We start from the raw sequence: 21906 nt of genomic DNA, 5'->3' as shown, positions 1-21906 counted from the left end.
TATTAATCACGAATGTCATATCTCATAAATATTACATTTGTAAGGCGGCTTATGGCTCTCTTAACGAATTTTCATTAACTTTGCGTCATGAACGACTTTTTCAAGATCATCAAACGCTTTGTGCCTCCCTACAAGAAGTATCTGGCGCTTAATATAATATTCAACATACTGGCGGCGTTTCTTACGCTGTTCTCGTTCGCTTTCATAGTGCCGATACTCGAAATGCTGTTCGGCATTGAGGAGATGGCCTATACTCCGATGCACACCGGCGACGGTAACTCGCTTAAAGATGTAGCTATAAACAACTTTTATTACTACACCCAGCTCATGATCACCGACTGGGGACCTTCGGGCGCTCTTGCCGGGCTCGCAGCCATGCTCGTATTCATGACCGCCCTTAAGACAGGCGCCACATATCTCAGTTCTTACTTCATAATACCTATGCGTTCAGGCATAGTGCGCGATATACGCAACTACATGTACAATAAAATAGTAAGTCTGCCTATATCGTTCTTTACCGATTCGCGCAAGGGCGACGTCATGGCCCGCATGACCGGCGACGTTGCCGAAATCGAAAACTCCATCATGTCATCGCTTGACATGTTTTTCAAGAATCCTATCATGATCATAGTATGCCTTACTATGATGATTACCATATCATGGCAGCTTACAGTGTTTGTACTGATACTTCTTCCGTTGGCCGGCCTCGTCATGGGGCGCGTGGGCAAGCGGCTCAAACGCCAGTCGCTTGAAGCACAGAACCAATGGGGACTGCTCATGTCAAACATCGAAGAGACCCTTGGAGGACTGCGTATAATAAAGGCATTTAATGCCGAGCACAAAGTTCGTAGCCGCTTCAAGCGCGAAAACCAGAAATTCTATAAAATCAGCAACCGCATAGCCCGCCGTCAATCGCTCGCCCACCCCATGAGCGAATTTCTCGGCACATTCACCATAGCCATCGTACTTTGGTTCGGCGGTACGCTCATTCTGGTAGGCAACTACTCGCTCGACGCCGGCTTCTTCATCTACTACATGGTGATTTTCTACAGCATCATCAACCCGGCCAAGGAGCTGTCAAAAGCCGTATATTCGATACAGAAAGGTCTTGCATCGATGGAACGCGTAGACCGCATACTGAATGCACAAAATCCGATAAAAGACCCGGCCGAACCAAAAAAAATCGACAGGTTAGAAGGCACCATCGACTACAATGATGTGACATTCTCCTACGGCACCATGCCGGTGCTGAAGGACGTGTCATTGCACATACCTGCCGGGGCCACTGTAGCCATTGTGGGACAGAGCGGCTCAGGCAAATCGACTCTGGCCGACCTACTGCCGCGCTTCTACGACATCGACAAGGGCAGCATAGCCATCGACGGCATCAACGTCAAAGACATGAAAGTCAAGGATCTGCGCAGCTTCATGGGCAATGTCAACCAAGAGGCCATACTATTCAACGACACCTTCTACAACAACATCACCTTCGGAGTCGAAGAGGCTTCGATGGAGAAAGTCATAGAAGCGGCCAAGATAGCCAACGCCCATGACTTTATAATGGCGTCGGAAAACGGATACGATACCAATATAGGCGACCGCGGATGCCGCCTGTCGGGTGGACAGCGTCAACGCATATCGATAGCCCGGGCCATACTAAAGAACCCGCCTATATTAATACTTGACGAAGCTACATCGGCTCTTGACAGCGAAAACGAAAAGCTCGTGCAAAGCGCTCTTGACCGGTTGATGAAAGACCGCACCACCATAGTCATAGCCCACAGGCTGTCGACAATCAAGAATGCCGACATAATATGCGTGATGCACGACGGACGCATAGTCGAAGCCGGAGGTCATGATGAGCTAATAGCTAAAAACGGCTACTACAAACGCCTCGTCGACATGCAGAAATTTTAAAAACATTCATCATTAATCTTATATTTATCATGTCTATCCTGCAACCCGGTAAGAAGATCGCCATATGCAGCGACCATGCCGGATATGAACTCAAAAGCGTTATAGAAGGCTACCTGCTTTCACAAGGTATCGAGTGTGAAGATTTCGGCACTTTCAGCGGCGAGAGCTGCGACTACGCAGACTTTGCACATCCATGCGCCAGTGCCGTAGAAGAGGGCCGCGACTATCCCGGCATCGGCATCTGCGGCAGCGGCAACGGTATCGGCATGACACTCAACAAGCATCAGGGCATACGGGCTGCTCTCTGTTGGAATGTAGAACTGGCACGACTTGCACGCGCCCACAACGACGCCAACATACTTGTGCTACCGGCACGGTTCATAGAACCGACTCTTGCGTTAGCCATAGTCGACGAGTTCCTTAAAACTCCTTTTGACGGCGGCCGCCACGAGAAACGCATAGCAAAAATGCCTGTAAAATAGCGGTATCGCTATTGATTATACAGTCAATATTTGTACATTTGAGGCAAATGGATTAATTTTGCGGTGACTACTACACGTCATCGCAAAAGATGACATATTGTTTAACTAATATTTCTTCAATTGGATATAGACCCGTTACCGGCTACATCCCCTCTGTCGGGGATGATAATAATGGCAGCCGAAAACATGGTGGACGTAGCGGCGCCCACCGCCGGAAGTATAATAGCTCTGATACTCGCCGCGATAGCGCTTGTTATGTCAGGCTTCGTCTCAGGAAGTGAAATCGCATATTTCTCTCTTACACCCTCCCAACTCGAAAGCCTTGGAGAGTCGCCTAAAGGCGAGACTATCAACCGGCTTATCAAAGCACCTGAAAGACTGCTGGCGACGATACTTATCGCCAATAATCTTGTCAACGTCACTATCGTAATACTCTGTAACTTCGCTTTCAATCAGATATTTGTATTCCATAGCGGAGTGCTCAACTTCATCTTTCAGAGTGTGGTGCTCACGTTCCTCATTCTGCTTTTCGGCGAAATACTGCCGAAACTGTATGCCAACACATATACCGTGAAATGGGCGAAAATGGCGACAGGAGGCATAAGCACGGCCGTAAGACTTCTGTTTCCTATATCATCAATGCTTGTGAAAAGCTCGGGCATTGTCAGCCGCATAGTCACTAAAAAAGCAGAGAACATATCGGTCAACGACCTCTCGCAGGCTCTTGAGATAACCGATGTGAAGGCTGTCGAGGAGAAGGAGATGCTCGAAGGCATACTTGAATTCGGCGACACCACGGCTTCGGAAATCATGACACCGCGCGTAGACATGACCGATATTGAGATTTCCTCGACTTTTGACGAAGTGATGGACATAGTACTTTCAAGCGGCTTTTCGCGCCTGCCTGTATATGACGGTACCGATGACAATATCAAGGGCGTGCTCTACAGCCGCGATCTGTTGCCCTACATAGGCAAGGACATCCACGACTTCGAATGGCAGAAACTCGTCCGCGAACCATACTTTGTGCCGGAGTCACGTATGATCGATGACTTGCTCGAAGACTTCCGCCGCCGACGAATACATATGGCCATCGTAGTCGACGAATTCGGAGGCACACAGGGGCTTGTAACCCTTGAGGATGTTCTTGAAGAGATTGTCGGCGACATAAATGACGAATATGACGAGGAGGAAGTGACCTACAAACGTCTTCCTGACGACACATATATATTTGACGGGAAGACCCTACTTACCGATTTCTTCCGGGTGACTCGTCTAAATGAAGAGGATTACGCCGGAGTAACCGAAGACTGCGACACTCTTGCAGGCATGCTGCTCGCCATAAAAGGCGACTTCCCCAAAGCCAAAGAATCAATAGTATACGGACGTTGCCGTTTTCTTGTGCTTACCATCGAACGCCATCGTATAGCCGGAGTGCGCGTAAAGGTGATGCCCGAAGACGAAGAAAACCGATGATGCGCCTGCATGTCATATCGTTTTTAATATTCTCAGCCACGGTATCATGTATGTGCACGGGGTGTGCCGAAAACAACGCGATACCCCGTCCCGAGGCATATCACCGCATAACCCCTTACGACACCGTGTACCGACAAGCCGATAATCTGCCGGTAAAACTGATGCTGAACGCTCAGGCCGATATCACGACAAAATACTCCGGCGGCAACACATGGATCGACGTAGCCTACCGGCGCTATAGCGCGGTTCTGCGCTACACGCTTGTGCAGGGTACAAAACAGTCCGCAGAAAAGGCATTGGCCAACCGCATTGAGCGCGCATCAATAAATACCGGAGGCCGGCCATCGGAGATAACCGAGCTTACCTCTCCCGGAGGATTCTCGTCGACCGTCATAGTCACTCCGGACGCTACCGTAACACCGTTGCAGCACATAGCCTCCGACGGCAAAGGCACTCTTGTCTACGGCAGCCTTGAAATACTGCATGAAGTTACCGACCCGGAAGAGACGCGGCCGATAATCGAAGCGGTAACACTCGATGTTTTGGAAGCGGCAAAAAACCTTTCCACAAAACAATGATAGACAAATTCACAATCGATACTGCTGAAATTTACATTACCCGTTTTACCCCTGAAGAAGAGGCGGCGGGGCAGATCGGCGCGCAGCGTCTTGCCGTGGCACGATTGCTCCTGTACGCACTCGGACGTGACACCGCCGTCATGCACCGCGATGACGGCTCACCCTACATTGACGGCATAGGACGTGAAGTGTCGATATCGCACTGCAAGGGCTATGCCGTCGTAGGACTATACGACGGAGCGCGCTTCGGCATAGACATAGAACGGCCACGCGCCACTCTGCAGAGGGTCACGCGCAAGTTTCTGTCAGCTGACGAAATGAAGCGCTTACGCACCACCGAAGAGCTTTTGAGAGCATGGACCATAAAGGAGGCCCTCTACAAAGCGGCTGCAGCACCGGGCATTTCATTAGCCGACGGCCTTGTACTGCCCACGCCGGAAAGCCCCCATACATCATATGCAAAAAAGGACGGCATAGCCGTCCCCTATAAAATATCATCGTTCGTTTACGATGACTGCATTATTTCCGTCGCGCTTCCTGCCGCCGAATAATCAACGGTAAGCCGCTCCATGCATGTCAGTCTTCAAAAAGCCCCAGCATTTCAGTCATGGAGTCGTCTTCGGAGCACGGGTTCATCATCAGCAGCCCCAGCCCCAGCGCGATCAACACTTTACAAAAAAATCGCTTCCCCATCTTTAATTATATTTGAATCGTTATACAATATAAGTTGATAACCGCGCAGACGGCCCGATGGTTCACCGACGCGACCGAAACCGCATGTTAAAAACGGGTCAGCAGCAGATTGGCAGTTTAACAACCGTACTTTTACATTGATCCAAAAGGCTCCCCGACCCATATGTCATATCGGACCGGGGGGGATTGCCGTCGTCCGGAAGCAGGGTCAGTCCGGCTCAACTCTGCTCCATGCCGCGAAACCAGTCATCGACAGTCGGAGTATCCTCGGCCAAGCCGGTACCGGCCTCGTAACCGTACTCCTCGCCGTGCTGCGACTTGTCAAGCCCTATCTCCTCGCTGCGGCGCGACACACGCAGAGGTATAATCTTGTTGGTCAGCCAATACAGTCCGTAGCTCATGGCAAATGTGTAGGCAAACACCATCAGCAGCACAAGTATGTGGTTCCAGAAAAAAGTGCTGTGCGATATCATGTCGGGATTGCTTTCGGCAAAAAAAGTCGTAAGAAAACACTCCGGTCAGCACCGTACCGAGTATACCGCCCAGACCGTGAGTGGGAAACACGTCGAGAGCATCGTCAAGCATCTGGCTGTAACCCTTCCACGACACGGCCATGTTGCAGCATATGGTGATGACAAACGACATGAATATGCTTTGTCCGACCGTAACCCAGCCCGCGCACGGAGTGATGGCCACAAGACCGACTACCGCGCCTATTGCGGCACCCATGGCCGACGGCTTGCGGCCGCGCAGGGCGTCAAACACCACCCATGTTATCATAGCCGTGGCGGCGGCGGTGTTAGTGTTGAGAAACGCGGCTACGGCTATACCGTCGGCAGCGAGCGAGCTACCCCCGTTAAAGCCGAACCACCCGAGCCACAACAGCGCGGCGCCGAGTAATACAAACGGCACATTGGCCGGCTTGGCAGCCTCCTGCGAAGGTGTACGCCGACCGAGAAACAAAGCTCCCGCGAGCGCGGCGATACCCGACGCGGCGTGTACCACTATGCCTCCGGCGAAGTCATGCACATCCATCATGCCGAACAGCCCCTCGGGGTGCCATGTACAATGGGCGAGCGGGCAATACACCACAACGACCCACAGCACCATAAACAGCAGATAGCCGGCAAAATGCACACGCTCCGCAAACGACCCGGTGATAAGCGACGGAGTTATAATGGCAAACTTCATCTGAAACAAGGCAAACAACGCCAGCGGTATAGTAGTCGTGGCAATGCCTATCTGCGACAGGTCACCGGCACCGGTCACGTTACCGACTCCCACATTTTTGAACAAGAAGAAGTCGGCAGGATTACCTATCACATGACCTATGTCATTGCCGAAAGCAAGACCGAAACCAAACACCACCCATATCACACTCACAAAGCCCATCACTATAAAGCTCTGCAACATAGTGGAAATCACATTCTTGACGCGCACCATTCCACCATAGAAAAACGACAGACCCGGCGTCATCATCAATACAAAAATCGTGGCCGTAATCATCCACGCCACGTTAGCAAACAAGTGATCGTTAGGCATATCAAAGATGCCTTCAGCCGGAGTCACAAACAAACCCAAAACACTGACGGCCAGCATAACAATAAATGTAAACAGCCATCCGTAACTGATCCTTCTCCCTCGAATAGTCATACAACAAACAAATTAAGTTAACAAAACCTTATGACACCCGCCCACGGGGTGCTGACATAATAGCAAACAGCCGTCAACACGCAAGCATATCAAGCAAAAAGCAATCATATCTGCCGCAAAATAAGAAATAAGTAAGCAAATATGCAAATTATTTGGTAATTTTCTTTAAAATATTTTAATTATTCCTCCGATAGCCCTATTACGTTCTCCTGTCCGAATATGAAGCGCCGAAAATGCTTATTATATCCGACCCAACAGATATTGCAATTTTCATCTCCGTAATCCATATCGCTTTTTGACAATAAATGACTGTATGAGCCGCGGAGAGCAATTTCACTTCCTTTAATTTGGGCCGATATTGGAAAAAATCGTAACTTTGCACAACTTACGACTCGTGGAAACAGATGAAAAAAGTATTGCTTCTCGGCTCCGGCGCTCTTAAGATAGGGCAAGCGGGCGAATTTGACTACTCAGGATCGCAGGCACTCAAGGCTTTGCGCGAAGAGGGCATTTCAACAGTGTTAATCAATCCCAACATCGCCACTATCCAGACCTCGGAAGGCGTGGCCGATAAAGTGTATTTCCTCCCAATCACCCCGTACTTCGTCGAAGAAGTCATCAAGAAAGAGCGTCCCGACGGCATATTGCTCGCTTTCGGTGGACAGACCGCACTCAACTGCGGTACGGAGCTTTACCTGAGCGGCGTGCTTGACAAATACGACGTCAAGGTGCTCGGCACATCGGTCGAGGCCATCATGATAACAGAGGACCGCGACCTGTTCGTGAAAAAGCTCAATGAGATTGACGTAAAGACGCCCGTGTCGCAGGCTGTGGAAAGCCTTGATGCAGCCGTAGAAGTCGCCCACCGTATCGGATATCCCGTGATGGTACGTTCAGGCTACGCGCTCGGCGGTCTCGGTTCCGGCATATGCACTAACGACGAGGAATTTACCAAACACTGCGAGAGCGCTCTCGCCTACTCCAAGCAGATACTTGTCGAGGAGTCGCTGAAAGGATGGAAAGAGATTGAGTTTGAAGTGATCCGCGACGCCAACGACCACTGCTTCACCGTAGTGCCGATGGAGAACTTCGACCCTCTGGGCATACACACCGGCGAGTCCATTGTCGTAGCCCCCATAGTGTCACTCACCAAAGAGCAGATAAAGATGCTCGAGGACATAGCCACAAAGGTCGTGCGTCACATAGGCATCGTGGGCGAGTGCAACATCCAGTATGCATTTAACGCCGAGACCAACGACTACCGCATCATCGAAATCAACGCCCGTCTCAGCCGTTCGTCAGCTCTCGCGTCAAAGGCGTCGGGCTATCCGCTGGCTTTTGTAGCCGCAAAACTCGCTCTCGGATACACACTTGACCAGATAGGCGAAATGGGCACTCCCAACTCTGCTTACGTAGCTCCGTCAGTCGACTACATGATTGTAAAGATACCCCGCTGGGACCTCACCAAATTTGTCGGTGTCGACCGCGAAATCGGCTCATCCATGAAGTCCGTAGGCGAAATCATGTCTATAGGCAAGTCATTTGAAGAAATAATACAGAAAGGTCTGCGTATGATAGGTCAGGGCATGCACGGATTCGTCGGCAACAACGACATCCGTTTCGATGACCTCGACAAAGCACTGTCTCACCCCACCGATCTGCGCGTCTTCGCCATTGCTCAGGCTCTTGAAAAAGGCTACACGGTAGAACGTATCGAAGACCTGACCAAGATTGACCGCTGGTTTATCGAGCGCCTCAACAATATAGTACGCTACTCCGGAGTGCTGAAGGGCTATGACAAGATAGAAGACCTGCCAAAGGATGTACTGCAAGAAGCCAAACGTCTCGGCTTCTCCGACTTCCAGATAGCACGCTTCGTGGAAAATCCGTCAGGCAACATGGAGCCGGAGATACTCCGTGTGCGCAATCACCGCAAGGCCCTTGAAGTAACACCACGCGTTCGGCGCATCAACACGGTGGCTTCGGAGTATCCCGACCTCACCAATTACCTGTATGTCACTTACGGTGCCGACGAGAACTCGATACCCTACGACATGAATGCCGGCAACAATATTGTAGTGCTCGGATCCGGGGCTTACCGCATAGGCAGTTCGGTTGAGTTTGACTGGTGTTCGGTCAATGCAGCAAGCACATGCCGCAAACTCGGCTACAAGTCAATCATGATAAACTACAATCCTGAGACTGTGTCGACCGACTATGACATGTGCGACCGGCTCTATTTCGACGAGTTGAGCTTCGAACGTGTCATGGACATCATCGACCTTGAAGCGCCCCGCGGAGTCATCGTGAGCGTTGGCGGACAGATACCCAACAACCTCGCCATGAAGCTGCACCGCCGCCACGTGCCCATCCTCGGCACCTCGCCCGTGTCAATCGACCGCGCCGAAAACCGACACAAGTTCTCTGCCATGCTCGACCAGCTTGGCATCGACCAGCCCCGATGGAAAGAACTTACCACGCTTAGCGAGATCGAGTCGTTTGTCGAAGAAGTAGGCTTCCCCGTACTGATACGCCCGAGCTATGTGCTATCCGGCGCCGCCATGAACGTATGTTATGACTACGAACAAATGACGCGCTTCCTCGATCAGGCTGCCAAGGTGTCCAAAGAGTATCCGGTTGTCGTATCTGAATTCCTGCAGAACGCCAAGGAGATCGAGTTTGACGCGGTAGCCCGCAACGGTGAGATTGTGGAGTACGCTATTTCCGAACATATCGAATTTGCCGGCGTACACTCCGGCGACGCTACTCTCGTGTTCCCCGCACAGAAAATATACCTCGCCACAGCACGCCGCATCAAACGCATAAGCGCCAAGATAGCCCGCGAGCTCAACATATCGGGCCCGTTCAACATCCAGTACCTCGCCAAAGACAACGACGTGAAGGTCATCGAGTGCAATCTGCGTGCCTCACGTTCGTTCCCCTTTGTCAGCAAAGTACTGAAAAAGAACTTCATCGAAACCGCCACCCGCATCATGCTCGGCGAGAAGGTAGAGAAAGTAGACACCTCGACTTTTGACATCGACTACATAGGCATAAAGGCTTCACAGTTCTCATTTGCCCGTCTCCACAAAGCCGACCCGGTGCTTGGAGTCGACATGTCGTCGACCGGCGAAGTGGGATGCCTCGGCAAAGACTTTGACGAAGCTCTGCTCAACGCCATGATATCGGTAGGACACCATGTGCCCGAAACCGGAGTGCTTGTCAGCTCCGGCGACGTTCGCGGCAAGGTCGACATGCTTGACGCATGCCGTCTGCTTGACGAACACGGCTACAAGATATACGCTACTGAAGGCACAGCCAAGTTCCTCAACAACAACGGCATCGAGGCCCACGCCGTATGCTGGCCTGACGAAGAAGGCGAGAATGTGCTCGACATCATAGCCGGCCACAAGGTTGACCTCGTGATCAACATTCCAAAAAATCATACCAAGCGCGAGCTTACCAACGGTTACCGCATACGCCGCTGGGCCATTGACCACAACATACCGTTGCTGACCAACGCGCGCCTTGCCGGAGCCTACGTAAAGGCATTCCTCAACAAGCCAGTTACCGCTCTCGGCATCACCCCGTGGCAAGAATACAAATAAAATACCAACTCAACCTATATACATTCCCTGCCGCGCATCATCGCGACAGGGAATGTTTTTTATTGGAGCCATGCGGCTGGCAGGAGCCTTCACAGGCTCCGCAGGGGCGGAGACGCAGGTACCGGAGACTGCGCCGTCTGACGACGGCTTGTCCCCGGCTAACATTTGGCAGGAGTCCTTGTCGGACTCCGCGGATATCCCGGTAACACAACAAACAGAGCGAGGACAATGTGGACGGGATCCGGACTCCGCGGGTGTTCCGGTAACACGGCAAACAGAGCGAGGACAATGTGGACGGGAGCCGGACTCCGCGGATGTCCCGGTAACACGACAAACAGAGCGAGGACAATGTGGACGGGAGCCGGACTCCGCGGATATCCCGGCACCACAACAAACGACAGAGCGTGGGAGCGGATTGGGCGACTGAAAGTCGCTTGCTGTTTGTTAGCCGGGTACGAAGTGCCCGGTATCAAGATTACGGCCATTTTAGAGTCTGCAAAGACTCTTGCCAAACATCAGACTTTTGGAAAAAAGGGCTCTTCAGGGGAAATGCCTTGTTCAATCAACCAATTCCTGTATTCTTCGATAAAGGGAACATGACGGTGATGTTCTTTCTGTCTGACTATGTATTCTTTTACCGTATCAATATCGGAATTGCGCAAAGTAAAAGCTCCATAGCCCTCTTCCCACCCGGTCCATCCGATACAAATCTCTCCACCGATTATCCGACTGGAATTTTGCTTTATATATTTAATATATTCAGATAGCGATATGTCGGAAGGTAAACTGACAAGCATGTGAACATGGTCTTCGTAACCGCCGATGCGATGCACAACCGCTTTTTTATCAAGCGACAGGACATAGAGTAACGTATATATACGCCTCTCTACCTGTGGTGCAATTGACTTTACACGGTTTTTAGTACTAAAAATAATATGATAGTTCAATTGAGTGAAGCTCATGGACAAATTTAACGAATAGTTTGATAACACACAAACAAAAAGCAAGGTTAATGTCAGGGCAGGAGCCTTGGCAGGCTCCGCTGGGATGGCGACACATATACCGGAGACTGCACCGTCTACCGACGGCTTGTCCCCGGCTAACATTTGGCAGGAGTCCTTATCGGACTCCACGGATGTCCCGGTAACACGGCAAACGACAGAGCGTGGGAGCGGATTGGGCGACTGAAAGTCGCTTGCTGTTTGTTAGCCGGGTACGAAGTGCCCGGTATCGAGATTACGGCCATTTTAGAGTCTGTAAAGACTCTTGCCAAATGAGGAATGGCGATTCAGGGGAAAAGCAAGGTTAATGTCAGGGCAGGAGCCTTCACAGGCTCCGCTGGGGCGGCGACACATATACCGGAGACTGCGCCGTCTACCGACGGCTTGTCCCCGGCTAACATTTGGCAGGAGTCCTTGCCGGACTCCACGGATGTTCCGGTAACACGGCAAACAGAGCGTGGACAATGTGGACGGGAGCCGGACTCCACGGATGTCCCGGTACCACGGCAAACGACAGAGTGTGGGAGCGGATTGGGCGACTGAAAGTCGCTTGCTATTTGTTAGCCGGGTACGAAGTGCCCGGTATCGAGATTACGGCCATTTTAGAGTCTGCAAAGACTCTTGCCAAACATCAGTCTTTTTTGAGGAATGGCGATATAGGGGAAAAGCAAGGTTAATGTCAGGGCAGGAGCCTTCACAGGCTCCGCTGGGGCGGAGACGCAGATACCGGAGACTGCGCCGTCTACCGACGGCTTGTCCCCGGCTAACATTTGGCAGGAGTCCTTATCGGACTCCGCGGATGCTCCGGTAACACTACATACAGAGCGTGGACAATGTGGACGGGAGCCGGACTCCACGGATGTCCCGGTAACACGGCAAACGACAGAGTGTGGGAGCGGATTGGGCGACTGAAAGTCGCTTGCTGTTTGTTAGCCGGGTACGAAGTGCCCGGTATCGAGATTACGGCCATTTTAGAGTCTGCAAAGACTCTTGCCAAACATCAGTCTTTTTTGAGGAATGGCGATATAGGGGAAAAGCAAGGTTAATGTCAGGGCAGGAGCCTTCACAGGCTCCGCTGGGGCGGAGACGCAGATACTCAGACGACGGCTTGTCCCCGGCTAACATTTGGCAGGAGTCCTTATCGGACTCCGCGGATGCTCCGGTAACACTACATACAGAACGAGGACAATGTGGACGGGAGCCGGACTCCACGGATGTCCCGGTACCACGGCAAACGACAGAGCGTGGACAATGTGGACAGCATCCGGACTCCGCGGATGTCCCGGTAACACGGCAAACAGTGCGAGGGCCATGCGGGTCGTAGGCGGATACCGTGGTATCGGCCTACCTACCGACAAGTATGTGGACGGTGCGTAAAAGCCGGAGGGTGCGCCTTCACAGGTACACCCTCCGTTCTGTAGTATAAAGCTGTTTTTGTAGCCGGGATTAACGCACTATTCGTGCTGTTGTGGCGTCGACGCTCACAACTTTCTCCGCATTGCGGAGCTGAAGCTCCCTGCCCATATTCAAGGTAGACGCCATATTGCGTGACGGAGCCGATATAGTCAACGGAGTTGCCGCCGAAGCAGCCTCTGCCGTTGGTTCTATTCGAAGTAGATACGGTTCTATCATCGTGAGATAAACCAATTTAGCTCGTGTACTGCTGTCAACAGTCGTTTTTGAAGTAAAGAGTTCAAGACGTATAGCGGTAGATACATAACTACCCCACATACCGTCATCTTCAAAGAAGCCGACTGACACCGGCGTACCGTCACTAAGCACACTATACGTAAGCTCGGCAGCCATGCCGGCCGATTTACTCCATGTAAGATAACCTTCGATAGTATCCCATATTATAGTATGCAGATAATATGTTTTACCCCCATTAATAAAGTTACGGATAAACTGACCGCCCTTGATTGATATCGAACCGGTAACGGCATTATAAACAACAGGTATCAAATCTTTCTCATTAAGTTGAAGATAATGATTCGAACCATCCTTTACAATATCCACATAATACCCCTTATCCGCACCATTAGCATCAGTAAAGAAGAACATCCACTCGCCGGCTATATCCTTGTCGAAGTCGCACTGCGCAACCGGTATGCGGTCCTCTATAGTGCCTACTTTGTAGAATATATTGCATCGGCGTACATGTCCGGTGCTGTTCTCGGTCATGCTCACTACAAGCGCGTCATCGACAATTGAGGCCGTACACCAGTCGGCATCGGTAGTTACAGTTACCGGAGCGTTGGTCTTAAACGGATATGTAAGGGTAGTGGCGTCGTCACCTGAGCCGATATTGAGCACACCGCCCATGTCAAATATAAGTCCCGACTGAATTACCGAGATTTCGGCAGTCTTGCTGCCGGCCTTTATCGTCAAAGTGGAAGAACGTCCGTCAAGTGACGTATTTTCTGTAACACTAACCGATATGGTATTGCCGCTCACCGCGGTGGTCACCCATCCCTGATCGGATGAGGTGACTGTCACGGGATCGGTAGTATCGACCACTATAGAGCCCTGCGAAGCAGCGGCCGGAAATGAGGTCTCGCGGCTCAATATCGACAATGTCGAGGTACCGTCGCCGACCCACTTGTCATCATCGTCATCGCAAGCCGTGAAAGCGACGCCGGCGATGATGGCTATCATAAGTATATTGAATATTTTTTTCATATATGCGTTATTTTACTTTTTAACCATAGTTTCGATATAAGTCATCTGATAGCCGTCGCCTCCATTTACACGCCATTTACGAGCGGCCTGACCTCTCGGTTGTCCACCTACCGTTCCGGTGAAGTAATAGGCTGCAAATGAATTCGGCGGGTAGCCCAATTCTGCATATCCGTTAGACGTAAATTCATACGCTCCGGGGGTTTCCGGATCCTTTATGATGTACATGCCGGCGGTCTCATCCCATGTGATCGAACCCGACCCGGTAGCCGGGTTTATTCCCCATGCACAGAACCATATAAGCTGTCCGTTGCTATCATCGACCGCTACCTGCTGAGAGCAGATTTCAAGTACGCCCAACGACTTCTTAAACGTCGCCACCACATCATAGTTATCATTCAATCCTTTAATCAGATAACGGTTATTTGCCTTATCAGGCACCAAAGTCACGTCTACTGTCGAAGGGTCACCACCGGGATTGAAGTAAATGGTAAACTCGCCTGCATACTCCTCAAATTTCGTGTAGGTAGCAGGCAGAGTTCCAGCTAACGATACAGCGTTGCCTTTGGAGTCGGTACCGCTGTATACCATGTTGTCCGGGTCATAGACAAGTTCCTCGACAGTGGCGTCGCCGACCGTCACAGGCGACATAAAACGTATGCCGGTGGGCGTAGGCAGAAAGTAGTTGCCGTCATACTGGTCTTCACCCTCACCCCAAGCGATTGCCATATAACGTACGTCAAGATCTATGCCCACTTCAACGGCGGCAGAGCCGACTGTACCTGAAGCCGAAGTCAGGAACATGTTGTCGGACATAGCGGCTACCGCATCTATGTACTGCGCGGCATCGCCTTCGAGACGGCGCATGTACATGATGTTGCCGGTACGCTTCCCGCGCAGTTTGATGACATTGTCGGTCACATCCATGATAGCAAATTCAAAGTCACCGTCATAAGCCTCATAATGTCCTGACGAAGGAGTGGAAAAGAAGTGCATAAGAGTGTTGTAGGAATCAAAAGTCAGCGTAGGACCGTTGTCACCTTTCATCTTATAAAGACTCGTTTCAAAAACACCCGGAGCGAGTTCACAACCCACTGTAGCTTGAGCATCGTCAAACTTGACCGTATATATATAGCCTCCATATTTTATATTACGGTCGGGATAGTACTCAAATACCCAGCCATTATCGGAGCTTGTCAACACTTTCTTGGTATTGTCGAGCACCTCCTGCACTCGGAGTGATGTCGGTTCATCGAATATATCTTCCTGATCTTTAAGACATGATTGGAGCAGTGTAGCCGATAGGGCTATCAGCATTGCCGGTAATATTCTGTTAAATCTCATAATTTCGTTCATTTAATAGGTTAATCCACTGTTAAATCGGAAAGATCAACCTTACCGCTGACCACGTCGTTCTGACGACGCTGAAGCGTGGCGCGGAGGTCATCCATGTCTATATTGAAGTGTTCTTCCATATAGGTCCGTACGATATCGAGTTTCTGCAGTATCAGCTCACGACTTGATGAAGAAGCTTCAGACAGCATAGCGTTCCAGTCCTCCGTGCTGTTTGTTACGTAGATTGACATCATCTCGGCAAAGTCCTCCTGATAGGAGTGCTGCGCATAAGAGGATATAAAGCCATTGTCAATATACTCCTGATTGAACGGAGACTCGCTCCACATATCGGCCACATACCCCGACCCGGTCACCAACTGAAAATCGGCCGGTATAGACTTGGTCTGATTAAGGATGTGAGTAAATTCATGGTGGATGGTCTTGAAATAATAGTGGTTTAGCTGTGCGGCATTTCCGAGACATTGCGGCAGATAGTTGAGACCTGCAAGGAATATCTTGCGGCCACCCTCGGCGGTACCGAGTATAAACGTGCCGTTATTTTTGTACTCCCACTCGCCGACCGTATAGAACATCTTGGGAAAGTAGCGGCAGGTAAAGTCAGTACCGGCCACTTCGTTATATGTCTCGATACACAGGTATTTAATCAGATGGGCCATAGTCACGGCATCCTCGTAACGTGCCGGAACAAGATAGTAGTCGAAGTCACCCTCTATATCCTCGTAGCGATATTTGAAGTCGATGTTATAGGGCTTGTTGAAGTTGGCGAGCAGCCAAGTATCAAGTTCTGTAGGATCGGTACTGTCGGGCGTGATGACGCTGATGCTTGTATCGGGGTCATCGGACGAGCAGCCGATAAAAGCCGCAGCCGACACCGCCAACAGCGCTACACTTAATATTTTGCTTGTTTTCATTATAATCTTTCTTTATACTTTGTCAAAAAACTTAATGGGTACGCATTAGCGTGGATTGGCTTCAAAACCGGCGTCACGCACTTTCTGAGGTATCTGGTGGACGCGGCGCAGGTCATCCTTGCCGAGAAAGTCGGTACGTGTCTCTGGCTGACCGGCAGGATTAAGTGTGCGGCGTACGATTTCTATACCATAGCGTTTGATGTCAAACCAACGTATACCCGCATGCATTGTCTCAAGACGACGGAACTGAAGCATACACTGCAGCATGCACTCCTGAACGGATCCTTCGGCATCAATGGCAAAAGCAGGATTAAGATGCTTCTTGATAGTCGACCGAAGACCGTTGTCCGTATCGTCTTTCGGGTCTTTGTCGTAACAGTACCCGATAGGCTTATAGAACTCCTGAATATTGTCGGGAGTCAGAGTCTTGGTGCTCTTGGTGAAATTCTGCATCCAAGTGGTAAGATCGGCGGCAGCTTCGTCATAGCGCTTAAGCATTATGTAAGCCTCGGCACGGTTGAGCAGGGCCTCATCGGATGTAAAGGCCGGATATACGGCACGGCGATAACCGACTTGGGCCACAGGATCAGTGAATTCAAAGAGGTTGCCGTATTTCCAAAATATGACACGTGTTGTATTTCCGATGTAAGCCTTGGGTGTATGCCACAATGTTGTACCCGTACCGAATATATTCTGAGCGCTCATATCCTCATTATTTGCCAGATATTGACTATGGTTGTAACGGTTACAAGTGCCGTAGTAATTAGACCATATAACACCCATAGAAGAATAGGCAGTCAACAAAAGCAGGTTAGCATTGGACGAGGCACTGATATACTCATTTGATATGGCATCAATGCTTTGTGTCATGGACGCCATGGACTTCCAATCGCGAAGCATTGTCTTGGGCTGTGAGCCGAGACACTTGTTAGCATAATTGATAGCTTTCTCCCACTGCTCGGTGTATAGATAGTAACGGGTGGCGAAAGCATAAGCGGCCTTGACATTGAAGTGGTATTTTGGGACAGTGTAGTGTGAGTCGCCAAGATATTTGAGACCTTCTTCGATGTCGGCTTCTATCTTTTTATAGAAATCGGCGAGATTGCCGCGCTCATACTGGGGCATAAGCTCGGTTTCGGGGGCTTCCATATAGGGCAGACCGAGATCGCCGGCTGCGTCCTGAGTCCATGGCTGACAGAACATGCATGCAAGCATAAAGTGATTGTAGGCACGACTTATAAGCGCCTCGCCACGACACTCGTCAATAGTGGCGGAAGGAGCGGCAGTCTCAATTGCAGCCAACGCCTCATTAGCGGATGCTATCGCTATATAAGCTCCTGACCAGAAACGTTCGAGTGATTCGTTATTGCTCTCTGTCTCGTCAGTCCATGAATAGGTCTGATCATAAAAGCGATTGGTATAAGGTATATTGTCACCAATGTTGTCGGTATTGTCAGATGACAACTCCGCAACAAGTACATAGTCGTTTTCAACATAACTTGACGTAAGCATCGCCTTTATCTTATCTTCAGTGTCAAGCGTTGCACGGTTGTCGGGCATTGTGTCCAGATAGTCATCACACCCGGTAAGAGCTACAGTGACCAACGCAAGCGCCGAAACGTATTTCATATATTTTTTCATATCTGTATTCTATTTTCTTTTTTAGAAACCTAAGTTAACAGTAAGCGTGAACTGCTTGGGAGTAGGAGCGGCTACACCGCCGGTGTTGAAGAACTCCGGATCCTGTCCGTTGAGCTTTTTGTCGGCGTAGATAAGGAACATGTTGGTTGCTTGTAGCTTGGCGCTAAGACGAGCAAGACGAAGTGCATTAAGCACCTTTTGTGGAAAGTCATAGTTTACCGATATCTCCTTCATGCGTATAAAGTCGCCCTTTGCGATACGCTCTGTGGAGTAGTTGTAAGCGTTATACGCATAAGAAAGATTGGAGTCGTTCTTGTTCTGACGCTTTGAAGCAATTGTCGGGATAGTGGTGCGGTTTTCATCACCGGCCACACCCCAGCGGTTTTTGAATTCCTTGGGAGTAGCTGTAAGGTCGTCATATTCGTTACGGAACACAGGATCAAGACGAATGACATTGCCAAACGAGTAAGTGATATACACGTTGAGAGTAAGACCCTTGTAGCGGAATATGTTGCCGAACGAACCGATATCGGTAGGATCAATGCTACCCGAATATTCGAGGAACTTAAGTTTCTCGGGATCGGAAGTCTGGAAGTAGATACCGGTGGTGGAGATGTTGCCGTCCTGATCGAGGAACGTAGGCAGACCCTCTTCGTTAAGTCCCTTGAACGGAATGGAGAAGAGCGAACGTACCGGATAGCCCTCCTGTGCGAAACCGTTACCTGATATAAGGTCAAACATGCGTTTGGATGTCTCCAGCTTGGTCACTTCGTTCTTGTTGTAAGAGTATATGAAGTTGGTGGTCCAAGTGAAGTCGCGTGTGACGATGTTGCGGGTGGTAAGCGAGAGTTCGACACCGTGCGATTTCATCTCGGCGATGTTGCCGAGCTTGGTTATCTGACCGCCGATACCCTGTGTGGTAGCCACACCGATAAGGTCGAAGTTGTTGCGCTTGTACCAATCAAACTCAAGGTTGATGCGGTTGTCGAGCACACCTGTCGAAAGGCCGAGGTTAAGTTCGTGCTTTTTCTCGTAGGTAAGAGAGCCGTTGGCAAGGTCATCTATGTACAACGAGCTTTCACCAACGCCTGCAAACGGACGCCACGGATTGGCCGCCATGAGAATGGAGTAAGCGTTGCTGATCGAAGGACGGTCACCGGTTAATGAGTAAGAGGCGCGGAGGGTCATGTGGCTCCAAGTAGGCACGAAGCGTTCAAACCATGACTCGTTGTGGAGGTTCCAAGAACCTGATATGTTCCATGTTGGCAACCAGCGCGAGGAACGGCTCTTGCCGAGCTGGTTGGTGCCTTCGTAACGGAGTGTGCCGTTGAAAGTATAACGGCTCTTGTAAGAATAGGTAACGTTGCCGAAGAAAGCGACGCTTCGCTGATGGGCGTTGGTAAGCGAGTAGTATGGAGTATTCTCCTCCTGACCGCGCTTGAATGCCTGATAAGCATAGTTAGGTATCTCACCCATGCTGTACTGCATACCCCAGCCGCGGAACCATGTAGAGTGACGGTCTACGGAGTTTGTCTCCATACCGGCGTAGAGATTGACGATATGGTCTTCATTGAATACGTCGTTATAGCGGGCAGCGGCACGCATGTCCCACTTGAACATGTCACGGTCGGCACGTTCATAAATACCTCCGTTAGGAAGAATGGTGACAGGAAGTGCATATACATTGTCGGGATCGGTATATAGCAACGGGTTTTTGTCACGGATGGCAGCCGTAGGCATGGCGCGATAGGCCTGTGCCTGATTTGAGTCGTCGGTGATGAAGTGTTCCTGCTGTGTGGTGGTCTTCTGCACACCGCCGAGAAGCGAAAGCTCAACCTTACGTATGGGTTTGTAAGTCAATATACCGGTAAGGCGGAAGTCATTGACGCCAAGCTGCATGTAGTTGTTTTTCAATTCATGGAGTATGTTGAACGGGGCATAGCTGCGTGTGTAGAACTCGCCGGCATCAAGAGTACGCGAGGTGTTCATCGAGTATGAGTAGGGGTTGATGTCGAAGTCGCGCTTCACCTCACCCGACACCATGTCGACGTCGCTTCCAAGTGTACCGGGGGCACGCTGCTTACGGAACGAGGCGTTGCTTATAAGGTTGACCGACACCTTGTCGGAGATGTTGAACGTAGAGTTGAGGTTGGCGGTGTAGCGCTGGATGCGGCTCTGTTTGTACCATCCCGGGTCGTACATGGCGCTGGCCGACACATAGTGCTGCGCCTTCTCGGTACCTGACGATATGCTGACGGAGTGAGTCTGCATGACAGAGGTAGAGAAAAGTTCGTCAAACCAGTCGGTATTGCGGTATTCGGCGGCGCGCAGATAAGCGGCGCGGGCTTCAGGAGTGTTGGGTAGTCCGAACTGGCCGGTGGTGGCGTCGTATTCCGACAACAGCTGATACATTTTACCGTATACACCGCTCGACGATGCGTTGGCTATTTCGGCGTAGTTGAGATAACCTTTCTTGGCAAGCTCCTGATAAATATCCATCTGATCCTGCGAGTTCATGATGTTGAAGGTGCTGTAGCTGGGCTTCAGACGCATGGTGAACTCGCCGGTATAGTTGATGGAATTGCGTCCGGCGGTACCCTTCTTGGTAGTAACGACAATCACACCCGCCATAGCGCGCGCACCATATATAGATGTGGCCGACCCGTCCTTAAGTATGTCGAAGCTCTCGATGTCGTCGGCGTTGAGTCCGGCTATGGCCGATGATATAAGGGTCTCTGCGTTACCTGACGACAGTTCGTCGGCCGATACTTCAAGTACGTCCTCCATGATGACACCGTCGACAACCCACAGCGGCTTGGAGCTACCGTAGATAGATGTGGCACCGCGTACGCGTATCTTTGGAGCGGTACCGAAAGTACCCGACACGTTCTGCACCGACACACCGGCCGCACGACCTTCGAGCGAACGCGATATATCGGCCATACCGCTTATGCGCGCCTGCTGTGCGTCAACCTTCGTGGCCGCACCGGTGAAAAGGCGCTTATCCATCTTCTGCATACCGGTCACCACCACTTCCTCAAGCTCCTGCGAACTCGACTCCATGACGATGTGCATGGGAGTGCCTTGTACTTTAACAGTGACTGTCTTCATTCCCACATACTTCACTTCCAGCTGGGAATTGGTGGAAGGAGCAGTGATAGTAAACTTTCCATCGAGGTCCGTGGCAACCGCGGTCTTGGTACCCTTGACCGATACGGTTGCGCCGATCAGCGGCTCATCATCGGAAGCGGAAAGGACCACACCCGTCACCTTGACTTGGGCGAAAAGTCCTATGCCGATGATCAGACCTGACAATAACAGCAATAATCTTTTTTCCATAAATTAGTTAATATGATTGATTAAACTCTAAATTGCAAAATGACACAAAAACAACTTTTCAAAATCATAAACGCCATCAATTACGAGAAACAATAGCAAAATTTCAAAAACATCAGCACTTCTGTATCAAAATTCAAATTTGACATGCTCAAAGATATAATTATTTGTTTAAACTTTATTAACTACCCCCCCCCCATTTTATAGAATTTTAACTAAATTAGCTATAGCCACGTTAATAAACTATCGTTTTTAACACAACCTCAATTACATTACAACACAAATACACGGCTGATATCATCAATTTGATAGAGCTAACACAGCATACATGTATTAATTTTATATAATTTTCAAAAAAATAGAGATAACAGAGCCCCTCATACGCATGAAAGGCCGATACGCATATCTAAAAACACAAGACAACACACCCCGTAGCGCCGGATACTCAAGACGCAACTGCAAAATAGCAAATATAGCGTTAGCCGGGCACTCTGCACCCGACTAACGCTACTTCAATTATTGCGAGCCTGAAAGACTCACGCCATTACCGCAAGGTTTGGGTAATTTAGATCTTTCCG

At 50.3% G+C, this 21906-nt stretch carries 14 protein-coding genes and 2 pseudogenes; 7 read left to right on the top strand and 9 right to left on the bottom strand.

The features are described 5' to 3' along the window. Positions 1 to 87 precede the first annotated feature (87 nt). The 5 genes from FW767_RS09050 (at position 88) to FW767_RS09030 (ending at position 5004) form a co-directional block, all read left to right on the top strand. Complete coding sequence (locus FW767_RS09050) at positions 88 to 1917, top strand: ABC transporter ATP-binding protein (RefSeq protein WP_121699779.1); 1830 nt, start codon at positions 88 to 90, stop codon at positions 1915 to 1917. A 29-nt stretch (positions 1918 to 1946) separates the two neighbouring features. Beyond that, on the top strand, positions 1947 to 2399 hold the full coding sequence (rpiB, locus tag FW767_RS09045) for a ribose 5-phosphate isomerase B (protein WP_121699780.1): 453 nt from the start codon (positions 1947 to 1949) through the stop codon (positions 2397 to 2399). A 171-nt stretch (positions 2400 to 2570) separates the two neighbouring features. Further along, complete coding sequence (gene gldE, locus FW767_RS09040; protein WP_205523882.1) at positions 2571 to 3875, top strand: gliding motility-associated protein GldE; 1305 nt, start codon at positions 2571 to 2573, stop codon at positions 3873 to 3875. Continuing rightward, positions 3872 to 4453, top strand: coding sequence for a hypothetical protein (locus FW767_RS09035; RefSeq protein WP_147438799.1), 582 nt, complete (start codon positions 3872 to 3874; stop codon positions 4451 to 4453). Before gldE ends, FW767_RS09035 begins: the two co-directional genes overlap by 4 nt. Beyond that, positions 4450 to 5004: a 4'-phosphopantetheinyl transferase family protein gene (locus FW767_RS09030; protein WP_121699783.1), complete on the top strand. Its 555-nt coding sequence runs from the start codon at positions 4450 to 4452 to the stop codon at positions 5002 to 5004. The genes FW767_RS09035 and FW767_RS09030 overlap by 4 nt, the downstream gene beginning before the upstream one ends. A 360-nt stretch (positions 5005 to 5364) precedes the next feature. Here the strand turns inward: FW767_RS09030 and FW767_RS13415 are convergent, their stop codons facing one another. From FW767_RS13415 to FW767_RS09025, 3 genes and pseudogenes are all read right to left on the bottom strand, one after another. Next, complete coding sequence (locus FW767_RS13415; protein WP_262714008.1) at positions 5365 to 5499, bottom strand: hypothetical protein; 135 nt, start codon at positions 5497 to 5499, stop codon at positions 5365 to 5367. 6 nt (positions 5500 to 5505) lie between these two features. After that, positions 5506 to 5571, bottom strand: a pseudogene (locus FW767_RS13410) (hypothetical protein); the annotation flags it as partial. A gap of 124 nt (positions 5572 to 5695) precedes the next feature. After that, a pseudogene (locus FW767_RS09025) lies at positions 5696 to 6622 on the bottom strand (ammonium transporter); the annotation flags it as partial. A gap of 581 nt (positions 6623 to 7203) precedes the next feature. On the opposite strand from FW767_RS09025, the gene carB reads away from it, so the two are divergent. Then, the gene (gene carB / locus FW767_RS09020; RefSeq protein ID WP_121699785.1) at positions 7204 to 10407 is read left to right on the top strand and encodes a carbamoyl-phosphate synthase (glutamine-hydrolyzing) large subunit; all 3204 of its coding nucleotides are present in this window, start codon (positions 7204 to 7206) and stop codon (positions 10405 to 10407) included. Between the two features lie 515 nt (positions 10408 to 10922). On the opposite strand, the gene tnpA is transcribed toward carB, so the two are convergent. After that, positions 10923 to 11513 (bottom strand): IS200/IS605 family transposase, encoded by a 591-nt coding sequence (tnpA, locus tag FW767_RS09015; protein ID WP_147438800.1) that lies wholly within the window; start codon positions 11511 to 11513, stop codon positions 10923 to 10925. 1083 nt (positions 11514 to 12596) lie between these two features. Here tnpA and FW767_RS09010 point away from each other — a divergent pair. Beyond that, positions 12597 to 12785 carry a hypothetical protein gene (locus FW767_RS09010; protein ID WP_121699791.1) on the top strand — a complete coding sequence of 63 codons (189 nt, stop codon included), beginning with the start codon at positions 12597 to 12599 and terminating at the stop codon, positions 12783 to 12785. 69 nt (positions 12786 to 12854) lie between these two features. Here the strand turns inward: FW767_RS09010 and FW767_RS09005 are convergent, their stop codons facing one another. The 5 genes from FW767_RS09005 to FW767_RS08985 are packed head-to-tail and all read right to left on the bottom strand — an operon-like array spanning position 12855 to position 21331. Continuing rightward, positions 12855 to 14087 (bottom strand): BACON domain-containing protein, encoded by a 1233-nt coding sequence (locus FW767_RS09005; RefSeq protein ID WP_121699792.1) that lies wholly within the window; start codon positions 14085 to 14087, stop codon positions 12855 to 12857. Positions 14088 to 14099: 12 nt separating this feature from the next. Further along, positions 14100 to 15428, bottom strand: coding sequence for a DUF4302 domain-containing protein (locus tag FW767_RS09000; protein WP_205523881.1), 1329 nt, complete (start codon positions 15426 to 15428; stop codon positions 14100 to 14102). A gap of 20 nt (positions 15429 to 15448) precedes the next feature. Beyond that, positions 15449 to 16351 carry a zinc-binding metallopeptidase gene (locus tag FW767_RS08995; RefSeq protein ID WP_121699794.1) on the bottom strand — a complete coding sequence of 301 codons (903 nt, stop codon included), beginning with the start codon at positions 16349 to 16351 and terminating at the stop codon, positions 15449 to 15451. Between the two features lie 45 nt (positions 16352 to 16396). After that, positions 16397 to 17992, bottom strand: coding sequence for a RagB/SusD family nutrient uptake outer membrane protein (locus FW767_RS08990; protein WP_121699795.1), 1596 nt, complete (start codon positions 17990 to 17992; stop codon positions 16397 to 16399). 21 nt (positions 17993 to 18013) lie between these two features. Continuing rightward, positions 18014 to 21331, bottom strand: a complete 3318-nt coding sequence (locus FW767_RS08985) for a SusC/RagA family TonB-linked outer membrane protein (RefSeq protein WP_121699796.1) — start codon at positions 21329 to 21331, stop codon at positions 18014 to 18016. Positions 21332 to 21906 lie beyond the last annotated feature (575 nt).

The organism is Heminiphilus faecis, assembly GCF_008728965.1.
In the GTDB taxonomy this organism is placed as follows: Bacteria; Bacteroidota; Bacteroidia; order Bacteroidales; family Muribaculaceae; genus Muribaculum; species Muribaculum faecis.
The sequence above is the reverse complement of the archived record's forward strand: the minus strand, read 5'-3'. Positions and strand labels throughout refer to the sequence as shown.